General features: G+C 74.2%; 23 protein-coding genes and 1 pseudogene. 8 read left to right on the top strand and 16 right to left on the bottom strand.

What is annotated here, in order from left to right:
• Nucleotides 1-81: 81 nt before the first annotated feature.
• The 7 genes from valS to GA0070214_RS13095 form a co-directional block, all read right to left on the bottom strand.
• Nucleotides 82-2646, bottom strand: coding sequence for a valine--tRNA ligase (gene valS, locus GA0070214_RS13125; protein WP_091263098.1), 2565 nt, complete (start codon nucleotides 2644-2646; stop codon nucleotides 82-84).
• Between the two features lie 89 nt (nucleotides 2647-2735).
• Complete coding sequence (locus tag GA0070214_RS13120; protein WP_377463221.1) at nucleotides 2736-4691, bottom strand: ABC transporter ATP-binding protein; 1956 nt, start codon at nucleotides 4689-4691, stop codon at nucleotides 2736-2738.
• Between the two features lie 23 nt (nucleotides 4692-4714).
• Entirely contained in the window at nucleotides 4715-6529 is a 1815-nt protein-coding gene (locus GA0070214_RS13115; protein ID WP_091262536.1) for an ABC transporter ATP-binding protein, read from the bottom strand.
• 37 nt (nucleotides 6530-6566) lie between these two features.
• Nucleotides 6567-7079: a methylated-DNA--[protein]-cysteine S-methyltransferase gene (locus tag GA0070214_RS13110; protein ID WP_091262535.1), complete on the bottom strand. Its 513-nt coding sequence runs from the start codon at nucleotides 7077-7079 to the stop codon at nucleotides 6567-6569.
• Entirely contained in the window at nucleotides 7076-8563 is a 1488-nt protein-coding gene (locus GA0070214_RS13105) for a DNA-3-methyladenine glycosylase 2 family protein (RefSeq protein WP_091262533.1), read from the bottom strand. The genes GA0070214_RS13110 and GA0070214_RS13105 overlap by 4 nt, the downstream gene beginning before the upstream one ends.
• Nucleotides 8564-8786: 223 nt before the next feature.
• Nucleotides 8787-9266: a hypothetical protein gene (locus GA0070214_RS13100; RefSeq protein WP_091262531.1), complete on the bottom strand. Its 480-nt coding sequence runs from the start codon at nucleotides 9264-9266 to the stop codon at nucleotides 8787-8789.
• On the bottom strand, nucleotides 9263-9772 hold the full coding sequence (locus tag GA0070214_RS13095) for a SigE family RNA polymerase sigma factor (RefSeq protein WP_091262529.1): 510 nt from the start codon (nucleotides 9770-9772) through the stop codon (nucleotides 9263-9265). Before GA0070214_RS13095 ends, GA0070214_RS13100 begins: the two co-directional genes overlap by 4 nt.
• A 174-nt stretch (nucleotides 9773-9946) precedes the next feature.
• On the opposite strand from GA0070214_RS13095, the gene GA0070214_RS32435 reads away from it, so the two are divergent.
• Nucleotides 9947-10411, top strand: a complete 465-nt coding sequence (locus tag GA0070214_RS32435) for a hypothetical protein (protein WP_244167693.1) — start codon at nucleotides 9947-9949, stop codon at nucleotides 10409-10411.
• Nucleotides 10412-10464: 53 nt separating this feature from the next.
• Here the strand turns inward: GA0070214_RS32435 and GA0070214_RS13090 are convergent.
• Nucleotides 10465-11286: pseudogene (locus GA0070214_RS13090) on the bottom strand (EamA family transporter); the annotation flags it as partial.
• A gap of 94 nt (nucleotides 11287-11380) precedes the next feature.
• Between GA0070214_RS13090 and GA0070214_RS13085 the strand changes: the two are divergent.
• The 4 genes from GA0070214_RS13085 to GA0070214_RS13070 all read left to right on the top strand — a co-directional run bounded on the left by GA0070214_RS13085 (nucleotide 11381) and on the right by GA0070214_RS13070 (nucleotide 14456).
• The gene (locus GA0070214_RS13085; protein ID WP_091262526.1) at nucleotides 11381-11893 is read left to right on the top strand and encodes a MarR family winged helix-turn-helix transcriptional regulator; all 513 of its coding nucleotides are present in this window, start codon (nucleotides 11381-11383) and stop codon (nucleotides 11891-11893) included.
• A 30-nt stretch (nucleotides 11894-11923) separates the two neighbouring features.
• Complete coding sequence (locus GA0070214_RS13080) at nucleotides 11924-12670, top strand: Type 1 glutamine amidotransferase-like domain-containing protein (protein ID WP_091262525.1); 747 nt, start codon at nucleotides 11924-11926, stop codon at nucleotides 12668-12670.
• Between the two features lie 36 nt (nucleotides 12671-12706).
• Entirely contained in the window at nucleotides 12707-13792 is a 1086-nt protein-coding gene (gene ychF, locus GA0070214_RS13075) for a redox-regulated ATPase YchF (RefSeq protein ID WP_091262523.1), read from the top strand.
• A gap of 67 nt (nucleotides 13793-13859) precedes the next feature.
• Complete coding sequence (locus GA0070214_RS13070) at nucleotides 13860-14456, top strand: TMEM175 family protein (RefSeq protein WP_167364269.1); 597 nt, start codon at nucleotides 13860-13862, stop codon at nucleotides 14454-14456.
• Between the two features lie 30 nt (nucleotides 14457-14486).
• Here the strand turns inward: GA0070214_RS13070 and GA0070214_RS13065 are convergent, their stop codons facing one another.
• Nucleotides 14487-15260: an SDR family oxidoreductase gene (locus GA0070214_RS13065; RefSeq protein ID WP_244167692.1), complete on the bottom strand. Its 774-nt coding sequence runs from the start codon at nucleotides 15258-15260 to the stop codon at nucleotides 14487-14489.
• A gap of 88 nt (nucleotides 15261-15348) precedes the next feature.
• Between GA0070214_RS13065 and GA0070214_RS13060 the strand changes: the two genes are divergently transcribed.
• Complete coding sequence (locus GA0070214_RS13060; protein WP_091262516.1) at nucleotides 15349-16134, top strand: DinB family protein; 786 nt, start codon at nucleotides 15349-15351, stop codon at nucleotides 16132-16134.
• On the opposite strand, the gene GA0070214_RS13055 is transcribed toward GA0070214_RS13060, so the two are convergent.
• The 3 genes from GA0070214_RS13055 to GA0070214_RS13045 all read right to left on the bottom strand — a co-directional run bounded on the left by GA0070214_RS13055 (nucleotide 16126) and on the right by GA0070214_RS13045 (nucleotide 18393).
• A complete protein-coding gene (locus GA0070214_RS13055) occupies nucleotides 16126-17064 on the bottom strand; it encodes a hypothetical protein (protein ID WP_139141853.1) in 939 nt (312 codons plus the stop codon). The two genes, GA0070214_RS13060 and GA0070214_RS13055, sit on opposite strands and share 9 nt — an antisense overlap.
• Nucleotides 17065-17276: 212 nt before the next feature.
• A complete protein-coding gene (locus tag GA0070214_RS13050) occupies nucleotides 17277-17642 on the bottom strand; it encodes a hypothetical protein (protein ID WP_091262513.1) in 366 nt (121 codons plus the stop codon).
• Nucleotides 17643-17676: 34 nt separating this feature from the next.
• The gene (locus GA0070214_RS13045) at nucleotides 17677-18393 is read right to left on the bottom strand and encodes a SanA/YdcF family protein (protein ID WP_091262510.1); all 717 of its coding nucleotides are present in this window, start codon (nucleotides 18391-18393) and stop codon (nucleotides 17677-17679) included.
• A 61-nt stretch (nucleotides 18394-18454) separates the two neighbouring features.
• Here GA0070214_RS13045 and GA0070214_RS13040 point away from each other — a divergent pair, with 61 nt between their 5' ends.
• Entirely contained in the window at nucleotides 18455-18910 is a 456-nt protein-coding gene (locus GA0070214_RS13040; RefSeq protein ID WP_091262508.1) for a hypothetical protein, read from the top strand.
• On the opposite strand, the gene GA0070214_RS13035 is transcribed toward GA0070214_RS13040, so the two are convergent.
• The 4 genes from GA0070214_RS13035 to GA0070214_RS13020 all read right to left on the bottom strand — a co-directional run bounded on the left by GA0070214_RS13035 (nucleotide 18888) and on the right by GA0070214_RS13020 (nucleotide 20341).
• The gene (locus tag GA0070214_RS13035; protein ID WP_091262506.1) at nucleotides 18888-19127 is read right to left on the bottom strand and encodes a hypothetical protein; all 240 of its coding nucleotides are present in this window, start codon (nucleotides 19125-19127) and stop codon (nucleotides 18888-18890) included. The genes GA0070214_RS13040 and GA0070214_RS13035 overlap by 23 nt on opposite strands.
• Before the next feature lies 1 nt (nucleotide 19128).
• Complete coding sequence (locus GA0070214_RS13030; RefSeq protein ID WP_091262504.1) at nucleotides 19129-19491, bottom strand: PH domain-containing protein; 363 nt, start codon at nucleotides 19489-19491, stop codon at nucleotides 19129-19131.
• A gap of 80 nt (nucleotides 19492-19571) precedes the next feature.
• The gene (locus tag GA0070214_RS13025) at nucleotides 19572-19901 is read right to left on the bottom strand and encodes a hypothetical protein (protein ID WP_167364268.1); all 330 of its coding nucleotides are present in this window, start codon (nucleotides 19899-19901) and stop codon (nucleotides 19572-19574) included.
• A 131-nt stretch (nucleotides 19902-20032) separates the two neighbouring features.
• Nucleotides 20033-20341, bottom strand: coding sequence for a 4a-hydroxytetrahydrobiopterin dehydratase (locus GA0070214_RS13020; protein WP_091262502.1), 309 nt, complete (start codon nucleotides 20339-20341; stop codon nucleotides 20033-20035).
• Nucleotides 20342-20525: 184 nt separating this feature from the next.
• Between GA0070214_RS13020 and GA0070214_RS13015 the strand changes: the two genes are divergently transcribed.
• Nucleotides 20526-20963, top strand: a complete 438-nt coding sequence (locus GA0070214_RS13015) for a (deoxy)nucleoside triphosphate pyrophosphohydrolase (protein ID WP_208602750.1) — start codon at nucleotides 20526-20528, stop codon at nucleotides 20961-20963.
• Nucleotides 20964-21052: the final 89 nt, after the last annotated feature.

Genomic DNA, 21052 nt, shown 5'->3' with positions numbered 1-21052 from the left:
TCCCGGCGGCCGAGCCCCTGCGGGGAGAACCGGGCGCCTGAGCCGCCATCCCGTCTCCGGCGGGCCGAGCCGTGCGGCGGGTCAGAAGGCGCAGGCGATGACGAGTTCGGTCGTGCGGTCGGGAAGCAGGTCGAGTTTGGCGATCCGGCCCGCGGCCCGGACGTCGTCGGCCACCAGGGTGAGCCGGTCGAGAAGGGCGGCCGGCCCGAGCGCCTCGGCCAGCGGCACCTCGGCCTTCATCGACAGCTTCCGCTCCGACTTGGCCCGGCGCACCTGGCCCAGCGCGTCCGCGGCCAGCCGCAGCAGCTCCGGGTCACCCGGCGCCTGCACCGCCCGGCCCACCTCGTAGGTGGTGGGCCAGGGCGCGCGGTGCACCGAGCCGTAGCGCCACCACGACCAGATCTCCTCGGTGACGAAGGGCAGCACCGGGGCGAAGAGCCGCAACTGCACCGAGAGCGCGGTGGCCAGCGCCGCCCGGGCCGAGTCGGCACCCGGCCCGGTGCCGTAGGCGCGTTCCTTCACCAGCTCGATGTAGTCGTCGCAGAAGCGCCAGAAGAACGCCTCCGTGGCGATGAGAGCGGCCGTGTGGTCGTACCCGTCGAAGGCGGTGGTCGCCGTGGCGACCACGCCGGACAGCTCGGCGAGCATGGCGGTGTCCAACGGCGCGGTCGCCGGGGCGCGCAGCGCGTCCGCGGCGCCCAGCCCGAGGGCGAACTTCGAGGCGTTGAGCAGCTTCGTGGCGAGCCGGCGGCCCACCTTGATCTGCGCCGGGTCGAAGGCCAGGTCCATGCCGGGCTTGCCGTTGGCGGCCCAGTAGCGGACCGCGTCCGAACCGTTCTGCTCCAGCAGGCCCATGGGGGTGACCACGTTCCCCTTGGACTTGGACATCTTCTTCCGGTCGGGGTCGAGGATCCAGCCGGAGAGCACGGCGTCCCGCCAGGGCAGCACACCCTGCTCCTGGTGCGCCCGCACCACCGAGGCGAAGAGCCAGGTGCGGATGATCTCCTGCCCCTGCGGGCGCAGGTCCATGGGGAAGACCCGCCGGAACAGGTCCTCGTCGGTCTCCCAGCCGCCGACGATCTGCGGGGTCAGCGACGAGGTGGCCCAGGTGTCCAGCACGTCGGGGTCGCCGACGAAGCCGCCCGGCACCCCGCGCTGCGCCTCCCCGTAGCCCGGCGGCGGGTCGCTCGACGGGTCGACCGGGAGCATCGACTCATCCGGTGTGAGAGGCTGGGACCAGTCCGGCTCGCCAGTGTCGTCGAGCCGGTACCACACCGGCACCGGCACGCCGAAGAAGCGCTGCCGACTGACCAGCCAGTCACCGGTGAGACCGCCCACCCAGTGCTCGTAGCGGTGTCGCATGTGCTCCGGCACCCAGCGCAGCTCCCGCCCGCGGGCCAGCAACTCCTCGCGCAGGTCGAGGTCGCGGCCACCGTTGCGCAGGTACCACTGCCGGGTGGAGACGATCTCCAGCGGCCGGTCGCCGCGCTCGTAGAACTTCACCGGGTGGGTGATCGGGCGCGGCTCGCCCACCAGGTCGCCCGCGTCGGCCAGCAGCTCGACGACCGTGCGCCGGGCGCCGTTCACGGTCTGCCCCGCCAGCGCCGCGTAGGGCTCGGCGGGCACGCCGGCCGGCGCCTCCGGCAGCAGCCGACCGTCCCGGCCGATCACCACCCGCGTGTCCAGGCGCAGCTCCCGCCACCAGGTCACGTCGGCCAGGTCGCCGAAGGTGCAGACCATCGCGATGCCGGTGCCCTTGGCCGGGTCCGCCAGCGGATGCGCGTGCACCGGCACCTCGACCCCGAAGATCGGGGTACGGACCGACGTGCCCACCAGGTCGGCGTAGCGGTCGTCGTCGGGGTGGCACACCAGCGCCACGCAGGCCGGCAGCAGCTCCGGCCGGGTGGTGTCGATCAGCACCTCGCGCCCGCCGGGGGCGTGGAAGCGCAGCCGGTGGTAGGCACCCGGGCGCTCCCGGTCCTCCAGCTCGGCCTGGGCCACGGCGGTGGCGAAGCCGACGTCCCAGAGCGTCGGCGCCTCGGCCTGGTAGGCCTCGCCCCGGGCCAGGTTGCGCAGGAACGCGCGCTGGCTGGTCGCCCGGGCCACGCGCCCGATCGTCGTGTAGGTCAGCGACCAGTCCACCGACAGCCCGAGCCGCCGCCACAGCGCCTCGAAGATCTTCTCGTCCTCCGCCGTGAGCACCTCGCACAGCTCGATGAAGTTGCGCCGGGAGATCGCCACCGGGTCCTTCCGGGCCGCCTCGCTCACCGGTGCGGCCGGCGGCTGCCAGCCCGGGTCGTAGGGCAGCGCCGGGTCGGGGCGCACCCCGTAGACGTTCTGCACCCGCCGCTCGGTGGGCAGGCCGTTGTCGTCCCAGCCCATCGGGTAGAAGACCGTGCGGCCGCGCATCCGCTGGAAGCGGGCAACCGTGTCGGTGTGCGTGTAGGAGAAGACGTGCCCCATGTGCAGCTCGCCCGATACGGTCGGCGGCGGGGTGTCGATCGCGTAGACGTCCGATCGCTCCTTCGAGCGGTCGAACGCGTACGTCCCGTCCTCCTGCCAGCGGCGCGCCCAGGTCTCCTCGATGCCGTTCAGGGTCGGACGCTCGGGGACGCCGGCGCGGGCCGTCCTCGCCGTGTCGGTCATCAGCCGATCGTAGGCAGCCGACCCGTGCCGCTCCACGACTTTCGCCCTCGTGGCGGTGTCCGGCACCGCAACGTCACCACGGCGGCCGGTCAGATCAGGGAGTCGCGCCACTGGTGGTGCAGGGCGGCGTACCGGCCGCCGGCCGCGGCCAGCTCGGCCGGGGAGCCGTCCTCCACGATCCGGCCGCCGTCGAGGACCAGCACCCGGTCGGCGATCTCCACGGTGGAGAGGCGGTGCGCGATGACCAGCGCGGTGCGGTCCCGCAGGACGCTGTGCAGCGCCCGCTGCACGAGGCGCTCGGTGGGCACGTCCAGCGACGAGGTGGCCTCGTCGAGGATCAGCACCCGCGGGTCGGCCAGGAACGCCCGGGCGAACGCGACGAGCTGCCGCTGCCCCGCGGAGAGCCGGCCGCCGCGCCGGTGCACGTCCGTGGCGTACCCGTCGGGGAGCGCGGCGATGAAGTCGTGCGCGCCGATGGCGCGGGCGGCGGCCTCCACGGTCGCGTCGTCGGCGTCCGGACGGCCGAACCGGATGTTCTCCGCGATCGAGCCGCTGAACAGGTGGTTCTCCTGGGTGACCAGCACCACGGCCCGGCGCAGCTCGGCGTCGGCCAGGTGCCGCAGGTCCACCCCGTCGAGGCTCACGGTGCCGGAGGCCGGGTCGTGGAACCGGGCCAGCAGCTTGGCGATGGTGGACTTGCCGGCGCCGGTCGGCCCGATCAGCGCGACGGTCTGCCCGGCCGGCACGGTCAGCTCCAGGCCGGACAGGATCGGCGCCTCGGGCCGGTAGCCGAAATGGACCGAGCGGAACACCACCGCCCCCCGCCCCGGTCCGGCGGGCAGCCGCACCGGCCGCGCCGGCTCGGCCACGGCCGGCCGCTCGTCCAGCACCCCGGCCAGCTTCTCCAGCGCCGCGGTGGCCGACTGCAACGCGTTGTAGAACTGGCTCAGTTCCTCCATCGGCTCGAAGAACCGGCGCAGGTAGAGCAGGAACGCGGCGAGCACGCCCACCTCGGTCCGCCCGCCCAGCACCCGCCAGCCGCCGTAGCCGAGCACCACCGCGGCGGTCAGGTTGCCGATCAGCCGGATGCCCGGTGAGTAGACCGCGATGAGCCGGAACGCGCGCAGGCTGGCCTGCCGGTAGTCGTCGTTGACGGCGGCGAAGATGCGCTGGTTGCGGGGCTCCCGCCGGTAGGCCTGCACCGCCCGGATCCCGCGCAGCGACTCGACGAAGTGCACGATGACCAGCGCCACCGCCTCCCGGGTCCGCCGGTACGCCCCGGCGGACGCGCGGGCGAACCAGCGGGACAGCCAGAACAGGAACGGGAAGGCGAGCAGGGTGACCGCGGCCAGCGGCAGGTCCAGCCAGAGCAGGATGCCCGCCACCGACAGCACCGACAGCGCGGCCATCACGAGCTTGTCGATCCCGCCGTCGACCAGTTCGGCGATCGAGTCCAGGTCGCTGGTCAGCCGGGACACCATCCGGCCCGAGGTGTAGCGCTCGTGGAAGCCGACGTCGAGGCGGAGGAAGTGGCCGTACACCCGGTTGCGGAGGTCGAGCAGGACGGCCTGGCCGATCCGGGCGGCGAGGGCGAGGAAGGCGCGCCGGGTCGCGTACTCGGTGCCGGTGGCGACGACGAACGCGGCGGCGACGGCGATCAGCGGGCCCGCGTCGCCGGCGCGCAGCGGCCCGATGCCCCGGTCGATGCCGAGCATCACGAGGTACGGGCCGGCCATCGCGGCGGCGTTCTGGGCCAGCAGCAGGGAGACGGCCACCCCGAGGCGGGCCCGGTGCGGGCGGAGCAGGTCGCGGAGCAGGGTCCGGCTGCGGCGCCGGAGCCGGGCCACCGCCTCGGGTGACGAGTCCTCGGCCCGGCTGCGGTCGGCGTCGGGGTCGGTGGCCCGCCCGCGCCAGCGGGACAGGTCGAGGTCGAGGTCGCCGCGCGGCCGGGACCGGGCGAGGTCGGGGTCGCCGCGCGGCCGGGACCGGTCGAGGTCGGGGTCGCCGCGCCGGGGCCGGGTGGGGTCGCCGCGCTGCCGGGGTATCCGGGGCGGCACGGCGGGCCCGGTCACGACCGCACCAGGCCGGCGTCGTCCGTCCGCCGGTCCGGCTCGGCGGAGAGCACCGCCCGGTAGGCCGGGACCCCGGCCAGCAGTTCGGAGTGGGTGCCCACGGCGACGATCCGGCCGCCGTCGAGCAGCGCCACCCGGTCGGCCAGCGCCACCGTCGACGGCCGGTGCACCACGAGCAGGGCCGTGGTGTCCCGCAGCACCCGGCGCAGGGCCGCCTCGACCAGCGCCTCGGTGTGCACGTCGAGCGCCGAGAGCGGGTCGTCGAGCACGAGCACGGCGGGCCGGCCGAGCACCGCCCGCGCCAGCGCCAGCCGCTGCCGCTGCCCGCCGGAGAGGGAGAGCCCCTGCTCGCCGACGCGGGTGGCCAGCCCCCACGGCAGGTCGTACGCGAATTCCGCCTGGGCCAGCGCGAGCGCGGCCCGGACCTCCTCCTCGCCGGCCTCCGGCCGGCCCAGCGTCAGGTTCTCCCAGACCGACATGGAGAACAGCGTCGGCTCCTCGAAGGCCACCCCGACCAGCCGGCGCAGCGAACCGAGCCGCAGGTCGCGCAGGTCGTGCCCGTCCAGCGTGACCCGGCCGCCGGTCACCTCGTGGAGCCGGGGGACCAGGGACAGCAGCGTGCTCTTGCCGCAGCCGGTCGCACCGACCAGGGCCAGCGTCTCGCCCGGCTCGACGGTCAGCTCCACCTCGCGCAGCACCGGGGCCGGGCTGCCGGGGTAGCGGAAGCTCACCCGCTCGAAGCGCAGCCGGCCGCGCACCTCCGCCCGGTCCAGCGGGCGGGCGTGCGGAGCGTCCACGATGGAGGGTGGCGTGTCCAGCACCTCCTGGATCCGGTCGGCGGCGGTCGCCGCCTCCTGCCCGTTGGCGATGATCCAGCCGAGCGACTGCACCGGCCAGATCAGCATGAGCTGGAGGCTGACGAAGGCCACCAGCGCGCCGATGGTGAGCCCGCCCCGGGCGACGGCGGCGGCGCCGGCCACCAGCACCACCCCGAGGGTCAGGTTGGGCACCAGGTCGAACAGGGCGGAGGTGCGGGCCAGCAGCCGGGCCTTGCGGATCCCGGTGTCGTGCAGCCTCCGGGCGCCGGTGGCGAACCGGGCGGCCAGTTCCGGCCCCCGCCCGTACGCCCGCATGGTGCGCAGCCCCTGTGCGGTCTCCTCGACCAGCGTGGCCACGTCGCCCTGCTGGTCCTGCATCCGGCGGGACGCCGCGTGGTAGTGGCGGGCGAACCGGCGGCTGATCAGGAACAGCGGGACGGCGCTGGCCGCCACCAGCAGGCCGAGCCAGGGGTGCAGCCGGACCAGCAGCACCACGACGGCGGCGTAGGTGATCAGGTTGAGCACCAGGAAGAGCAGGCCGAAGGAGAGGAACCGGCGGATCACCGACAGGTCGCTGGTGACCCGGGAGAGCAGCTGGCCGGACTGCCACCGGTCGTGGAAGTCGGTGGGCAGGCGTTGCAGGTGGGCGTAGATGTCGGCCCGGATGGCCGCCTCCATGCCGACCGAGGAGGAGGACTGGGTCCACCGCCGGATGAAGATGAGCACCGCCTCGGCCAAGCCGAGCAGCAGGGCGAGGGCGCCGAGCCGGAGCAGCCCGGCCACGTCGTGTCGGGCCACCGGCCCGTCCACCACCCGCTGCACCACCAGGGGCACGGCCAGGCTCGCCGCCGTGGCGGCCAGGGCGGCGAGCAGCAGCCAGGCGAACTCCGCCGCGTGGGGGCGCAGGTAGGGGCGCAGTCGCCAGAGGTTGCGCAGCGGGTGGGGACGGGCGCCGTGGGACGCCGCGGGGTTGCCGTCGCTCTGCGCAGGCACTACCCGACGGTAGCGGCAGGGGGCGACAGCACCGCTGTCAGCTAGCGGTCACCCGTCCCTCATGCCCGAGAAGCCACTTCTTCACGTCCAGCCCCCAGCGGTAGCCGCCGAGCGTGCCGTCGGTGCGCAGCACCCGGTGGCAGGGCACGAAGAGCGCCGCGGCGTTGCGGGCACAGGCCGCCGCGGCGGCGCGGACCGCCGGCGGCCGCCCGGCCAGCGCGGCGAAACCGGTGTACGTCACCGGATCGCCCGGCTTGACGTCCCGCAGCACCTGCCAGGCGTGGGCCAGGAAGGCGCCGTCGGTCCGCTGCTCGACCGGGACCGTGTCGATGGCGGCCAGGTCCCCGCCCAGGTAGGCGCGGACGGCGGCGGTGACCGGGCCGAGGTCGGCCCGCTCGCGCAGCGCGCCGCGCAGTCCGGGGTGGACCAGGGGTACGAGGGCCGCCGGGTCGGCCGTGAAGCCGGCCGCGCGTACCGCCCCGGCGGGTCCGGCGAGCACGCTCAGCGGGCCGGCGGGGGTGTCGATGACGGTGCTGTCCAGTGTGGTCATGCCGCTCTCCAGAGTCGGATCACTGCGTACGACCGCCAGGGGCGCCAGCGGTCCGCGTACGAGTTCAGGATCTTCGGGTCGTCGGGCAGGCCGAGGGCGGCGGCGCCCCGGCGTACGCCCAGGTCGGTGGGGAGGAGGACGTCGGGGTCGCCGAGCGCGCGCATGGCCACGTAGCCCGCGGTCCACGGCCCGACCCCGGGCAGCGCGGTCAGCCGCCGCACCGCCTCCTCCCGGTCCCCACCCGGTGCCAGGTCCAGCTCCCCGTCGGCGACGGCCCGGGCCACGGCCCGGATCGTCTCCCGCCGCGCCCCCGGCATCCGAAAGGCGCGGTCGTCCACCGAGAGCACCTCCTCCGCGCTCGGAAAGGCCCGCAACCCCAGCGGTCGATCATGAGGTTGGCCGCTGTTCTGGAGATCGACTTCGCCGTCAACCTCATGATCAGCGGGGTGAGCGGTGGCCGCCAGGAGGTGGGTCAGGGTGGTTCGCGCCGATCGGAGGGAGATCTGCTGGGTGGTTATCGCGCGGACGGCCATCTCGAAGCCGTCCACGGCGTGCGGGAGGCGGACGCCGGGTTCGGCGGCCACCGCGGGGGCCAGGACGGGGTCCGCCGCCAGGGTGGCGTCGACCGCGGTCGGGTCGGCGTCCAGGTCGAGCAGGCGGCGGCAGCGGGCCACCGCCGGGGCCAGGTCGCGCATGTCGGCCAGCCGCAGGGTGGCGGCCACGTGCCCGTCGGCCGGGGTCAGCGACACGGTGCCGGGGCCGTGCGGCAACCGCAACCCCCGGTGGTACGCCCCGTCGCGCACCTCCTCGACGCCCGGCAGCGCGCGCAGCGCGAGGAAGTCCAGCAGCGCCTTGGCGTGCAACGGCGGCCGGTACGCCAGCCGGAGCGTGATCGTGCCCGCCCCGCCCGCCACCCGCCGGCCGCCCCGGCTGACCCGCAGCTCGGACGGGGTGGCCCCGTACACCTCCCGGACGGTGTCGTTGAACTGCCGGACGCTGCCGAACCCGGCGGCGAACGCCACCTCCGCCAGGCCGAGCCCGGTGGTCTCGATGAGGATCCGGGCGGTCTGCGCCCGCTGCGCCCGGGCCAGTGCCAGCGGCCCCGCGCCCAGTTCGGCCCGGAGCATCCGGTGCAGGTGCCGCTCCGTGTAGCCGAGCCGCGCCGCCAGCCCCGGCACGCCGTCCCGGTCGACCACCCCGTCGGCGATCAGCCGCATGGCGCGTCCGACCACGTCGGCCCGGACGTCCCACTGGGGCGAGCCGGGGGCGGCGTCGGGGCGGCAGCGGCGGCAGGCCCGCAGGCCGGCGCCCTGCGCGGCGGCGGCCGACGGGAAGAACCGGACGTTCTGCCGCTTCGGCGTGGTCGCCGGGCAGGACGGCCGGCAGTAGATCCCGGTCGACGTCACGCCGGTGTAGAACCAGCCGTCGAACCGCTGGTCGCGGCTGTCGACGGCCCGGTAGCACCGCTCGAAGTCGAGTTCCATGACACCGATCCTGCCTCGCAGGTCCGGCCGTCGGCTGGCGGGATTCGGACGCGGCCGTGCGCGACGCCCTCAGGCGGCTCCGAACCGGCCACCCGCCGCGCTTCCGCCCCCGCTCCGCCGGTGGGTGGAACGCCATGGAGGTCACCGGGGCCGGGACTCCTCCATGGCGTTCCAGTCGTCGCGGTCGACCCGGCCGGGCGCGGTGCCGGCCGGGTCGTCGGGGTCAGCGGCGTGGGCTGGGGGACGGGGTGGGCAGGGGGCCGGGGCCGCCCCCGGGGTCGGAGGGGGAGGGGACCGCGGTGGGCTCGCCCGGCCGGCTCGGACCCGGCATGGGGCGGCCCGGCGGGCCCGGCCGCGAGGGGCTGGGCACGGCCGTCGCCGTCGCGTCGCCGGACGGGCTCGGCGCGGCGGTGGGCGGCCCGCTGGGCGACGGCACCGCCGTGGGCCCGGCGGGGGACGGGGTGACGGCCGCGGGGGTCGGCGGTGCCGCCGGGCGGGGGGCGCCCCCGCCGCCGGCCGCCACCGCGATCGGTGCGCCGATCAGCACGGCGGCCACCACGCCCGCCGCGCCGAGCGTCACCGTGGTCCGCCGGCGGTTCCGGAACCGGCGTTCCGCCGGGGTCAACTGGTCCTGCACTCTGGGTGCCTCCTCGGCCAGGTCGGAGAGGGTGGCGCGGATGAGGTCCTCGAAGGGCGTGGTCACCGCCGTACCTCCAGGAGTTCGACGTCCGGCATGAGCTGGCGCAGCCGGGCCACCGCCCGGTGGGTCCGGCTGCGCACCGTGCCGACCGTGCAGCCCAGCGCCTCGGCGACCTGGGTCTCGGTGAGGTCCTCGTAGTAGCGCAGGACCAGCACCGTGCGCTGGGCCGGCGGCAGCAGCCGCAGCGCCGCCCGCATCGCCAGGCGTACGTCGGTGCCGCCGCTGGTGTCCGGCTGGACCGCCTCGTCGGCCGCGGTGAGCGCCGTCTCCCGGCGTCGCCCCAGCCGCCGCCACCAGCTGACCTGCTCCCGGTACATGACCGTGCGCAGGTAGCCCTCCGGGTCGGTGTGCCGCAGCGCCCGCCACCTCGGGATGGTCTTCGCCAGCGCCGACTGGAACAGGTCCTCGGCCGCGTGCCGGTCGCCGGTGAGCAGGTACGCCACCCGCATCAGCGCCGGCGTGCGGCTGGTCACGAACTCGGCCAGCCGGGCCCGGTCGTCCTCGTCCACCCACCCTCCCGCTCGTTGTCGTCACCAGTACAGACGCACCAGCTCAGGCCAGCTATCCCTGGCGTGGCAACGGATTTCGCCGGGGAAAGTGTCGGTAGTGGCCGGTACCGTCGCGCCACCAACTCAAGAAAAGGTGCGGGGCATGGCGAGCGTGGCCGGGCGGGGTGTCCGCTGATGCGGTCGGGGCGGGCACGGCTGGACGCTGCGGTGGTGCAGACCTTCTACGACCGGATGCGGGTGGTGGCGCCGGCCGCCTACGGCGCGATCGAGCGGGACCGGGCCGACGACCCGGGGCGGCCCTTCGCCGACACCGCCTGTGGCCGGCTGGTCGGCTCGCTCGACGCGGCCGGGTTGCGCGCGCTCGGCATGTGGGCGCACCACTGGTGCATGCGCTTCTACGACGACGACACCCGAGTCGGCCTGCGGCTGGTCCGGGAGCTGGCCGGCCGGGCCGGGCTGGGCTGGACGGTCGACGAGGTGCGCTGGCTGCTCGACCAGTCGCACGCGGCCGCGCCGTCCGCGGCGCACCGCTTCACCCTGCCGCTCGCGGCCGCGGCGGAGCTGCCGTCCGGGGCGCTGCCCGAGAGCATGGCCACCGACGTCCCGGCGGGCGCCTGGCGCCGGCTGCGCGCCGGCTGACCGCCCCGCTCATCCGGCGCGGTGCGGGCGGGAAGCTGGCCGAGCACCATGGCGCCGACCGCCACCGCGAAACCGGCGAGCTGGGTCGGGCTGAGCGCCTGCCCCAGCACCAGCCAGCCGAGCGTCGCGGCGGTCAGCGGGCTGAGCGCCCCGAGCACCGACACGCGCGTCACCGGCAGCCGGGCCGCGCCCCGGAACCAGAGCGCGTACGCCAGCGCGGTGCCGGCCAGCCCGAGCCACGCGTACCCGAGCAGGGCCGGCCCGTCCGGCGCGGGCGGCGCGCCCTCGACGGCGGCGGCGACCGGCACGATCAGCAGGCCGCCCGCGACGAGCTGCCAGCTGGTCGCGGCGAGGGTGCCCACCCCGGCCGGCCGGCCCCAGCGGCGGGTGAGCACCAGGCCGGCGGCCATCGCGGCCGTGCCGGCCAGGCCGGCGGCGACGCCCAGTGGGTCGAGGCCGGCGCCGGGCCGCAGCACGACGAGGGCGACCCCGGCCGGGGCGGCGAGCGCGGCGAGCAGTGCCGGCCGGCCGGGCCGGTCCCGGAGCAGCGCGACGGTGAGCGCGGCGACCAGCAGTGGCTGGGCGGCCCCGAGGACCGCTGCGGTGCCGCCGGGCAGCCGGTAGGCGGCCACGAAGAGCAGCGGGAAGAACGCCCCGATGTTGAGCGCGCCGAGCAGTGCGGCCCGCCCCCACCAGACGCCGTGCGGCCGCCGCCGGGTCAGCGCGAGCAGCAGCAGGCCGGCCGGCAGGGCGCGGATCGCGCCGGACCAGAGCGGCCGGCCGGCGGGCAGCAGCTCGGCGGTGACCAGGTAGGTGGTGCCCCAGGTGGCCGGGGCGAGGGCGGTGAGCGCGATGTCCGTCCAGCGGCGGGCCATGTCGACCTACTTTCCTCGGTGCTAAGTAGCTTAGCACTAAGCTAATCAGTGCCGAGTGAAAGGGAGTGTGCGAGGTGGGGCACAATCGACAGCCGTGGCAACCGACGACGTGGACCTGATCGTCGAGCAGTGGCGCCGGGAGCGGGCCGGCATGCGGCCCGAGCCCATGGCCGTCTTCGGTCGCATCTACCGGCTGGCCCGGCTGGTCGGCGACCGCCAGGAGAAGGTGTACGCCGGCTGGGGCATCGGCCGGGGCGAGTTCGACGTGCTCGCCGCGCTGCGCCGGTCCGGCGCGCCGTACACGCTGGCGCCGAAGGCGCTCGCGGCCTCGCTCATGCTCACGTCCGGTGGGATGACCGGCCGGCTCGACCGGCTGGAGCGGGCCGGGCTGGTCCGCCGCTCGCCCGACCCGGCCGACCGGCGGGCGCTTCGGATCAGCCTCACCGACGCCGGCCGCCGCGTCGCCGAGGAGTCGGCCGAGGCCGGGCTGGAGGTGCAGCGGCGGATCCTCGACGCGCTGCCCCCCGCCGACCGGGCCCGGCTGGCCGATCTGCTGCGCGCCCTGCTGGCGGCGGCGGAGGCGGAGCCGCCGGATCCGGCAGGATGATCTCCGACGCCACCGACCGGAAGGACGGCCATGCCCGCCAGTGAGCCCACCATCGTCGCCACCAGCATGGGTTTCTTCAGCCGGCACCGCGGCCCGTGGGACGCCCGGCCCAGCCAGCTGTTCGACCTGATGGCCGAGCTGGCGCAGGCCGGCGACGCGCCCCGGGTCTGCTACCTGAACCAGGCGGTCGGTGACCAGCCCACCTCGTTCACGGTGTTCTACGGCGCGTTCGCCGGCACCCGGTTCCGCCCGTCCCACCTGGCGCTCTACCCGATGCCCAACGTCGAGGACATCCGCGCCCACCTGCTCGCCCAGGACATCATCTGGGTCGGCGGCGGCAGCGTGGCCAACCTCTGCGCCGTGTGGCGGGTGCACGGCCTGCCGGACATCCTGCACGAGTGCTGGCAGGCCGGCGTGGTGCTCGGCGGGGTCTCCGCCGGGTCGATCTGCTGGCACCTCGGCGGCGCCACCGACAGCTACGGCCCCACCCTGCGCCCCTTCACCGACGGGCTCGGCTGGCTCCCGTACGGCAACGGGGTGCACTACGACAGCGAGGATCAGCGCCGGCCGCTCATGCACCGGCTCGTCGGTGACGGCACGCTGCCGACCAGCCACTGCACCGACGACGGGGTCGGGCTGATCTACCGGGGCACCCGGCTGGCCGAGGCGGTCGCCGACCGGGAGGGCGTGGCCGCGTACGAGCTGGTCCGGGCCGAGGACGGCACCGTCCGGGAGACCCGGATCGAGCCCCGGCTGCTGCCCGCCCGGCCCGCCTGACCGGTTCCCGCCGCGAACCGCGTAAGCTGGCTCGTCGTGAGTCTCACCATCGGCATCGTCGGCCTGCCCAACGTGGGCAAGAGCACCCTGTTCAACGCGCTGACCAAGAACGACGTGCTCGCCGCGAACTACCCGTTCGCCACCATCGAGCCGAACGTCGGCGTGGTCGGGCTGCCCGACGAGCGGCTGGCCAAGCTCGCCGAGATCTTCTCCTCGCAGAAGGTGCTGCCGGCGCCGGTCTCCTTCGTCGACATCGCCGGCCTGGTCCGGGGCGCCTCCAAGGGGCAGGGCCGGGGCAACGCCTTCCTGGCCAACATCCGCGACGCCTCGGCGATCTGCCAGGTGGTGCGGGCCTTCTCCGACCCGAACGTGGTGCACGTCGACGGCAAGGTCTCCCCGGCCGACGACATCGAGACGATCAACACCGAGCTGATCCTGGCCGACATCCAGACCCTGGAGAAGGCGCTGCCGCGGCTGGAGAAGGAGGCCAAGCTCCGCAAGGACCGGGCCGCCGCCGTCGAGGCCGCCAAGAAGGCCGTCGAGGTCCTCGACGGCGGCACCACCCTCTACGCGGGCGCCGCCGCCGCCAAGATCGAGCTGGAGCACCTGCGCGAGCTGCACCTGCTCACCACGAAGCCGTTCCTCTACGTCTTCAACGTCGACGAGGCCGAGCTGGGCAACGCGGAGTTCCTCGACGAGCTGCGCGGCCTGGTCGCCCCGGCCGAGGCGGTCTTCATGGACGCCAAGATCGAGTCCGAGCTGGTGGACCTGCCCGAGGAGGAGGCCCGCGAGCTGCTGGAGTCGATCGGGCAGTCCGAGCCGGGGCTGGACCAGCTCGTCCGGGTGGGCTTCCGCACGCTGGGGCTCCAGACGTACCTGACGGCCGGCCCCAAGGAGGCGCGGGCCTGGACCGTCCCGGTCGGGGCGACCGCGCCGGAGGCCGCCGGGGTGATCCACAGCGACTTCCAGCGCGGCTTCATCAAGGCTGAGGTGGTCTCCTACCACGACCTGATCGAGGCCGGATCGATGGCGGCGGCGAAGGCCGCCGGCAAGGTCCGGATCGAGGGCAAGGAGTACGTCATGCAGGACGGCGACGTCGTGGAGTTCCGCTTCAACGTATGAACCGATCCGGCCAGCTCAGGCGGCGGTCTTGCGGTAGAACCGTGGGGTGAGCCGAACTCGGCTGGAGGTGTTCAGCGATGCGGTCTTCGCGGTTGCGATCACGCTCCTCGCGCTGAACCTGACGGTGGCCGGTCCGGGTCATGGCCCGCTGCTCCATCAGGTCGGGAACCACTGGCCGGCATTTCTCGTCTACCTGATCAGCTTCGCCACGATCGGGCTCATCTGGGTCAACCATCACGCCCTCGTCGGGCACCTCGCCGTCGTCGACCGGAACCTGGCCCTCCTCAACCTCGTCCTGCTGCTGTTCGTCGTCCTCATCCCGGTGGACACGGCGACGGTGTCCGAGTACCTCGCGCTCGGCGGGCAGGACGCCCGGGTCGCGGTGATTCTGTATGCGGTGGCCTTCCTGGGGATGGGGCTCAGCTTCGCCGGGATCTTCGAATGGACCCTGGGCCCGGGGCGGCTCCGGCAGCCGGTGCCGGAACAGGCCCGGTGGAAGGCGCGGCTGCGCGTCGGGACAGCGTCGATCCTTTACCTGCTCGCGATCGGCGTCGCCTTCGTCAGCCCGCCGGCGGCGCTGGCCGTCATCGGCGTCGTCCCGGTCTATTACATCTTCGAACGCCACCTGGTGGTCGGCGCTCCTGCGGACGTGCGGCAGCCGTGAGCGGCTGCCGCTGTCCCGCCAAGACGTGGGTCAGGCGATCCCGCCGTCGCTGCGCAGGAGTTGGCCGTTGATCCAACCCCCCTCGGGCGAGCACAGGAACGCGACGAGATTCGCGCAGTCCTGCGGGCGGCCGAGGCGTCCGAGCGGCGTGGACCGTAGGACGGCATCCTTGATCTCCGCGGTCATCCAGCCGGTGTCGGTGGGACCCGGATCGATCGCGTTGGCGGTCACGCCGAGGTGGGCCAGTTCCCGGGCCGCGGCCAGGGTGATCCGGTCGAGTGCGCCCTTGCTGGCCCCGTAGGGAATGTTGCCGACCGTGGCGTCACTCGTCAGGCTGACGATCCGGCCGGTGCCGTGCTCCCCGCGGAACTGCCGGGCGTACTCGCGGATGAGGAGCCAGCTCGCCCGGGTGTTGACCGCGAAGTGACGGTCGAAGCTCTCGATGCTGGTGTCGAGGAGGCCCGAGTCGACGCTCTCGCAGTGGGCGAGGACGAGTGCGCCGACCGGGCCCAGCTCACGCCCCACGGTCTCGAAGATCCCGGCCGCGGCGTGCGGATCACTGAGGTCCGCCTCGATCGCGGCGGTTCTCGCCCCGTTCCGGCCGGCCTGGTCACCGAGCAGCGTCACGGCCTCGGGATCGGCTCCCCAGGGCATCCGCTCGTCGTACGGGGTCCAGTAGGTGAACCCCACATCCCAGCCGCTCTCCGCCAGCTTCAGGACCACCGACGCGGCGATGCCGGCGCTGCGGCCGGCGCCCGTCACCAGGGCGACGGGCCGCTGCTGGTGATGATCCATGCCATTCATGGGCGCCATCGTGCCTCAGGACGCAGCGGCTCGCTGCCCCCGTCCTCCGGGGCCGCGAAGGGTCGGGCCGCGCGGTTAGCCTGCTCGCGTGGCTGAATTTACCGCCGCCGATCTGCGCGGCTCCCGGTTCGAGCACACCGACCTCACCGGCTCCGAGTTCCGCGCCGTCGACCTCTCCGGCGCCCGGTTCCGTGCCGTCGACCTGAGCGGGGTCACCATGCGTGGCGTCGAGCTGGCCGACGTCGACATCCGCGGCGAGATCGAGCATCTGACGATCAACGGCGTCGACGTCGGGCCGCTGATCCAGGCGGAGCTGGACCGGCGGCACCCGGACCGGGCGCGGATGCGCCCGACCGATCCGGCCGGCTTCCGCGAGGCGTGGGCCGTCCTGGAGCGGCTCTGGGCCGGCACCGTCGAACGGGCCGGCCGGCTGCGTCCCGAGCTGCTGCACGAGTCGGTCGACGGTGAATGGTCGTTCATCGAGACGCTGCGGCACCTCGCCTTCGCCACCGACTCCTGGGTCGGGCGGGCGATCCTCGGCGACCCGGCACCGTGGGATCCTCTGGACCTGCCGTGGGACGAGATGCCGGACACCCCCGGTGTTCCCCGTGACCGGGCCGCCCGGCCCTCCCTCGACGTGGTGCTCGCGCTGCGCCGCGACCGGATGTCCACCGTGCGCCAGGTCATCGAGGGGCTGACCCCCGAGTCGCTGGCCGGCCACACCGAACCGGTGGAGGGGGCCGGCTGGCCGCGGCCCCGCCGTTACCCGGTCCGGGAGTGCCTGCTGACCGTCCTCAACGAGGAGTGGGAGCACCGGCTCTACGCGGAGCGCGACCTGGCCGTGCTTGAGGCACGCGCGTCGGGTTCAGGCTGAGCCGTTGACCAGCTTGCGGAGCGCGGCGACGGCGGCCCGGTCGCTGACCTCGGCGTAGATCTTCTTGTCCGGGCCGGCCAGGACGACGTACGGGCACGCCCGGTCGTCGCCGGTCATCGGCTTGTCGAGCAGCTTGCGGCCGGTCGCCACCTCGTACACCCGGAGGCGCCAGCTCGCCTTCAACAGCGTCAACGTCAACGGCTTCGGGTCGTCATACTTGCAGCGGCGGATCGTCGCGCCGCTGCTCACCCGGTCGAGGCAGGCGACCATCTGCACCTTCGCGGGTGCCTCCGGCGCCCAGGTCTGCTCCACCTTCTTCGAGAGGCCCTGCGAGAAGTAGTAGGTGCCGTTCTGGTAGCGCAGCCCGGAGCCGTCACCGATGAGCAGCACCACCGGGTGCGGTGCCGTGCCGGCGCGTTTCGGCGACTGCGGGTAGAAGACCCCGTCGTCGCAGACCCGGTTGAGGTCGGAGATCTCCTCGGCCGGGTACTCGCTGGCCTGCGGCCCCTCCTGCACCGGCTCCTCGCTGGCCCCGGGTGCGGCGGTCGCGGCCGGGCTGCGCTCGCTGATCGGCGCGGGGGGTGCCTCCCGTCCCGGCCCGGACGCGGTCGTCGTCGCCGAGCGCAGCAGGAGCACACCGCCGGTCAGGCCGAGGCAGCCCACCAGAAGCACCACGCCCACGATCACAGCGGCGACAACGAGCGTGCGGTTACGCGGGCCGGGCGGTGGCCCCCACGCCACCGGCGGCTGCGGCAGGAACGGCGGCGGCTGCTCGCCCGCGTACGGCGGAGGCTGGTCGCCCGCCTGCGGAGCGTAGGGCGGCGTGCCGTAGCTCGACGACGGCTGCCCGGGTGGGTGTGGTGCGGAAGGATCGGCTGGTCCGGCGCCCGGCACCGGTCCCGCGCCCGAGTCGGCCCCCGTGCCGGTCATGCGCAGTTCCTCTTTCGATCGAGGCGAAGCGCGAATGTACCAGGACTTTCACTCAGCGTGGGGGCACGTACGGGGCGCCTGGAGCATGATCCGGTAACGCCGCACCCGGCCCGGTTCGGCGTCCCGGACGTCCTTCGGGACGGCGCGATCAGCTCGGGCAGCGCGCGACCATAGCGCCGGCGCCGGCCATCCCGGAGCCTCGGGCCGCCTCGTCAACCCTGCTGCGGAACGAGGATCCGGTCGTGCAGGGCGTCGCGGCAGCGCAGCAGGCGGGCGGTGATCTCGTCGAACAGCGCCGCGTCGGTCCGGCCGCCGCGCCACACGGCCCGCAGCGCAGCCTGGCCCACGGCCAGTTGCGTGGCCGCACCCTCGACCAGGTTGGCGTACTCGTCGCGGATGGCCGGCGGGGCGGACCGCGCCGCCTCGCGGGCCGCGAGCAGCGGCGCCCCGGCGCGCGCGAAGATCTCGTCGGCGGCCGCGCCGGCGGCGCCGAGCCGGGACAGCAGGTGCTCGAGTTCGGTTGCCGCGACGGTCATCCGCCCGACCGCCGCGAGGGTCTCCTCGGCCAGCTTCACCACGCCGTGACCCTACCGCCGACCGGCGGGCCGCAGGTCACCCCGCGCGCAGGGCGTCGTCCACTCCGGTCTCCCGGCGGCCCAGGTGCACGGGATCGCGGCCGGACAGCACATCCACGATGGCCTTCACGCAGGCGCCGTACTCCCGGGTGGCGCTGATCCGCCAGCGCTCGGCGTACCGGCGGGCGGTGTCGTCGCCCACGCCGTTCGCCGCCACGCCGAGGTGCCGGCAGACCGCCACGGCACGGGGCAGGTGGAAGGACTGGGTCACCACGGTCGCCCGCTCGACGCCGAAGATGCGCCGGGCCCGGGCGCAGGAGTCGTACGTGTCGAAGCCGGCGTGGTCCAGCACCACCTTCTCCGCCGGCACACCCCGGTCGACGAGCCAGCGCCGCATGGCGTCGGGCTCGTCATAGTCGTCGTTCATGTGGTCGCCCGACACCAGGATGACCCGGACCTTGCCGGCGGCGAAGAGCCGCTGCGCGATCTCCAGGCGGGCCGCGAGGAACGGCGACGGGGTGCCGTCGGCCTCCACCTTGGTGCCCAGGACCAGGGCGACCGGGGCGTCCGGCACGTCGGCCTCGGTGAACAGGTGGCCGTCCGCGCCGCCGCGGACCCAGGCCACGCTGGCCGCGGTGCCGGCGCCCAGCAGCGCCACGCCCGCCACGACCACCACCACGGTACGGCGGATCCGGCGTACGGTCGGTCTGTGGTCCGTGCACCATCCCCGGACCCGTGCGAACAACCCCCGCATGCGCGCGATTCTGTCAGGCGGCGGCGAACACCGGAGTCCCCAGCGACACGAGGAGGACGAGATGGGGGAGCGGCATCCCGCGCTCGCGCGGCTCGACGCGCTCGTCGGGCGGTGGACCGTGCAGCCGGAGGTCGAGGGTCTCGGCGCCGGCTGGACGGAGTTCTCCTGGGTGGAGGACGGCCGGTTCCTCCGCCAGTACACCGACGCCGACCCGGTGCCGGAGTCGGCGCCGCGCGCCTGGCGCGAGAACAATCCACTTCCGACCACCCAGCTGATCGGCCTGGACGACGCGGGGGAGGAGTTCGCGGTGCTCTACGCCGACGCCCGCGGCGTGCACCGCGTCTACCGGATGACGTTCGCCGAGGGCGTCTGGCGGATGTGGCGGGAGGCGCCCGGCTTCCACCAGCGGTTCATCGGGACGCTCCGCGAGGACGGCGCCGCCATCGACGGCCGCTGGGAGCGGTCCGCCGACGGCGTCGACTGGGCGCTCGACTTCACGTTGACCTACCGGCGCTGACCGCCGTGTGGTGCAGGAAGCCGACCAGGCCGTCGCGCACGGCGGTCAGCTCGGTCCAGGCGTCCACCGTCGTGCCGCCGGGCGGGGTGAGCCGCCCGGTGCCGCAGCCCAGGCCGTGGACCCGGGTCGGTGGCGCCCCGACGAAGCGCAGGAGGAAGCCGTCGTCACGCCCCCACGCGTTGGCCGCGTCGTAGCGCGCCGGCAGGTCGACCGGCACATCAGGAGATGTGGTGGAGGATGACGTTGTGCACGTGGTGGCTCTTCTGCGCGCCCCGGAACTCCACCTCGTAGGTGTGCGTGCCGACGTGGATGGCGATGGCCCCGGTGGAGAAGAACGAGCCGCCCCACGACTTGTTGCTCACCACGCTCACGCTGGTGATCTTCGCGTACGGAATGCTGGTGATCGCGTACCGCTTTCCGACGAAGGAGCGGTCCTGGATGACGACCCGGCGGTCGGTCAGCCCGATGAACCCGGTGCCCGCGCCGATCGCGTCGTAGACGGCGATGATCTGCTCGCCGGGCAGGAGCCCGCTCTGGATCTGCTGGAACTGTTCCTTGCGGTCGTACGTCGGATCGGCCATGTCCCCGACGGTAGGTGGGGCCTGCCAGCCGGGAAACGCCGGCAGCCCCGTCCTGCCGGACGGGGCTGCCGAGGTGGAGGTCAGTGGTCGACGCGCGGGTCGTGGTCGCGGCTGCGGCTGCCGGCCTTGGCCAGGCCCCGGCTGATCAGGTAACCGACGGTCAGCAGGGTGATGTACCACCAGGCCTTGTCGGCCGCGAAGTAGTCCCCGCCGTTGTTCGCGGCGCCGTCGCCGACGGCGTTCGAGGCGATCAGCACGCCGATGACGGAGAGCAGGTAGACGGCCAGCTCGGTGGTCTTCCACGCGGGCTTGGTCTCCTCGCCGTGCCGGTGCAGGTGCCGGACGTCGCGCTCGACGTGGCCGGTGTGCGCGTGGTCGGCCCGGTCGGTGGCCGTGGTGGGCGTCGTCATGGTCAGCTCCTCAAGGGGTTATCGCACGTTCCGTCTCTTTCGGGATCCTTTGCGGTTCCCTGTGCCGGAAGTCCTACCCCGGAGGAATTAATTGCTAACCGGAAACTTTCAGGAAGCTCTCAGGAGAGTGCTCAGCGTTCGGTGACCGCGCGGACCGCGTCCTCGATGCGGGCGGCCAGCAGCACCTCGCCCTCGGTGAGCGGCTCGCCGTCGCCGTGGCCCACCCTGATCTGGGTGTGGTCGGCCCGGCGGCTGATCTCCGGACGCAGGCGCAGCGCGTCGGCGACCACCGCGACGCGCTCGGTGAGCGCGGCGTGCTGGGTGTCGTCGAGGACGAGCGTGCGGCGGATCTGCTCGCCTTCCCGGGTCCATCCGGACAGCAGGGCGAGCGCGTCGCTGAGGTAGTCGTGCTTCGCCCGGCCGTTGAACAGCACGCGCATCACCGCACCTCCCAGGCGTCGTTGCCGGCTTGTGGCCAAATCGTCGCCATCCCGTGTCCCAGTCGACGCCCTCTAGTCTGTCGTTGCACAGATGGTGTGTCCACGCCCACACTTCCGTGTTCTGCTGACCTGACGGTCGACTCAGCTACCCAAACCGCCGATTGATCTGGCACGCTGGACGCCCGTGCAGACCGAACGGGTTAGCGGGAACGGGCAGGACCGGCGGGAGCCGAGGGTGGTCGTCGGGGCGGCGATCATCGTGGACGGCAGGGTCCTGGCCTGCGAGCGCTCCGCGCCACCGGAGGTGGCCGGCCGCTGGGAGTTTCCCGGCGGCAAGGTGGAGCCGGGGGAGATCGAGACCGACGCGCTGGTCCGCGAGTGCGCCGAGGAGCTCGGCGTCCGGGTGGAGATCGGCGCGCGGCTCGGCCGCGACGTGCGGATGGCCCATGGCCGTTCCGTCCTCCGGGTGTACGTGGCCCGCCTCCTCGACGGCGAGCAACCGAAGGCCCTGGAGCACTCGGAGCTGCGCTGGCTCGCCGCCGACGAACTCGACAGCGTCGCCTGGCTGCCGGCCGACGTGCCGATCGTCGCCGCCCTGCGCCCGCTGCTCGCCGGCTCCTGACCGCCAGGAGCGGGACAGGGCCCCGGACCGGCGGAAGCGGGATTCGGGGGCGGAAACGGGACGGGGGCCGGCGGCATGTGCCGCGGCCC

Source organism: Micromonospora chaiyaphumensis, assembly GCF_900091435.1.
In the GTDB taxonomy this organism is placed as follows: Bacteria; Actinomycetota; Actinomycetes; order Mycobacteriales; family Micromonosporaceae; genus Micromonospora; species Micromonospora chaiyaphumensis.
The sequence above is the reverse complement of the archived record's forward strand: the minus strand, read 5'-3'. Positions and strand labels throughout refer to the sequence as shown.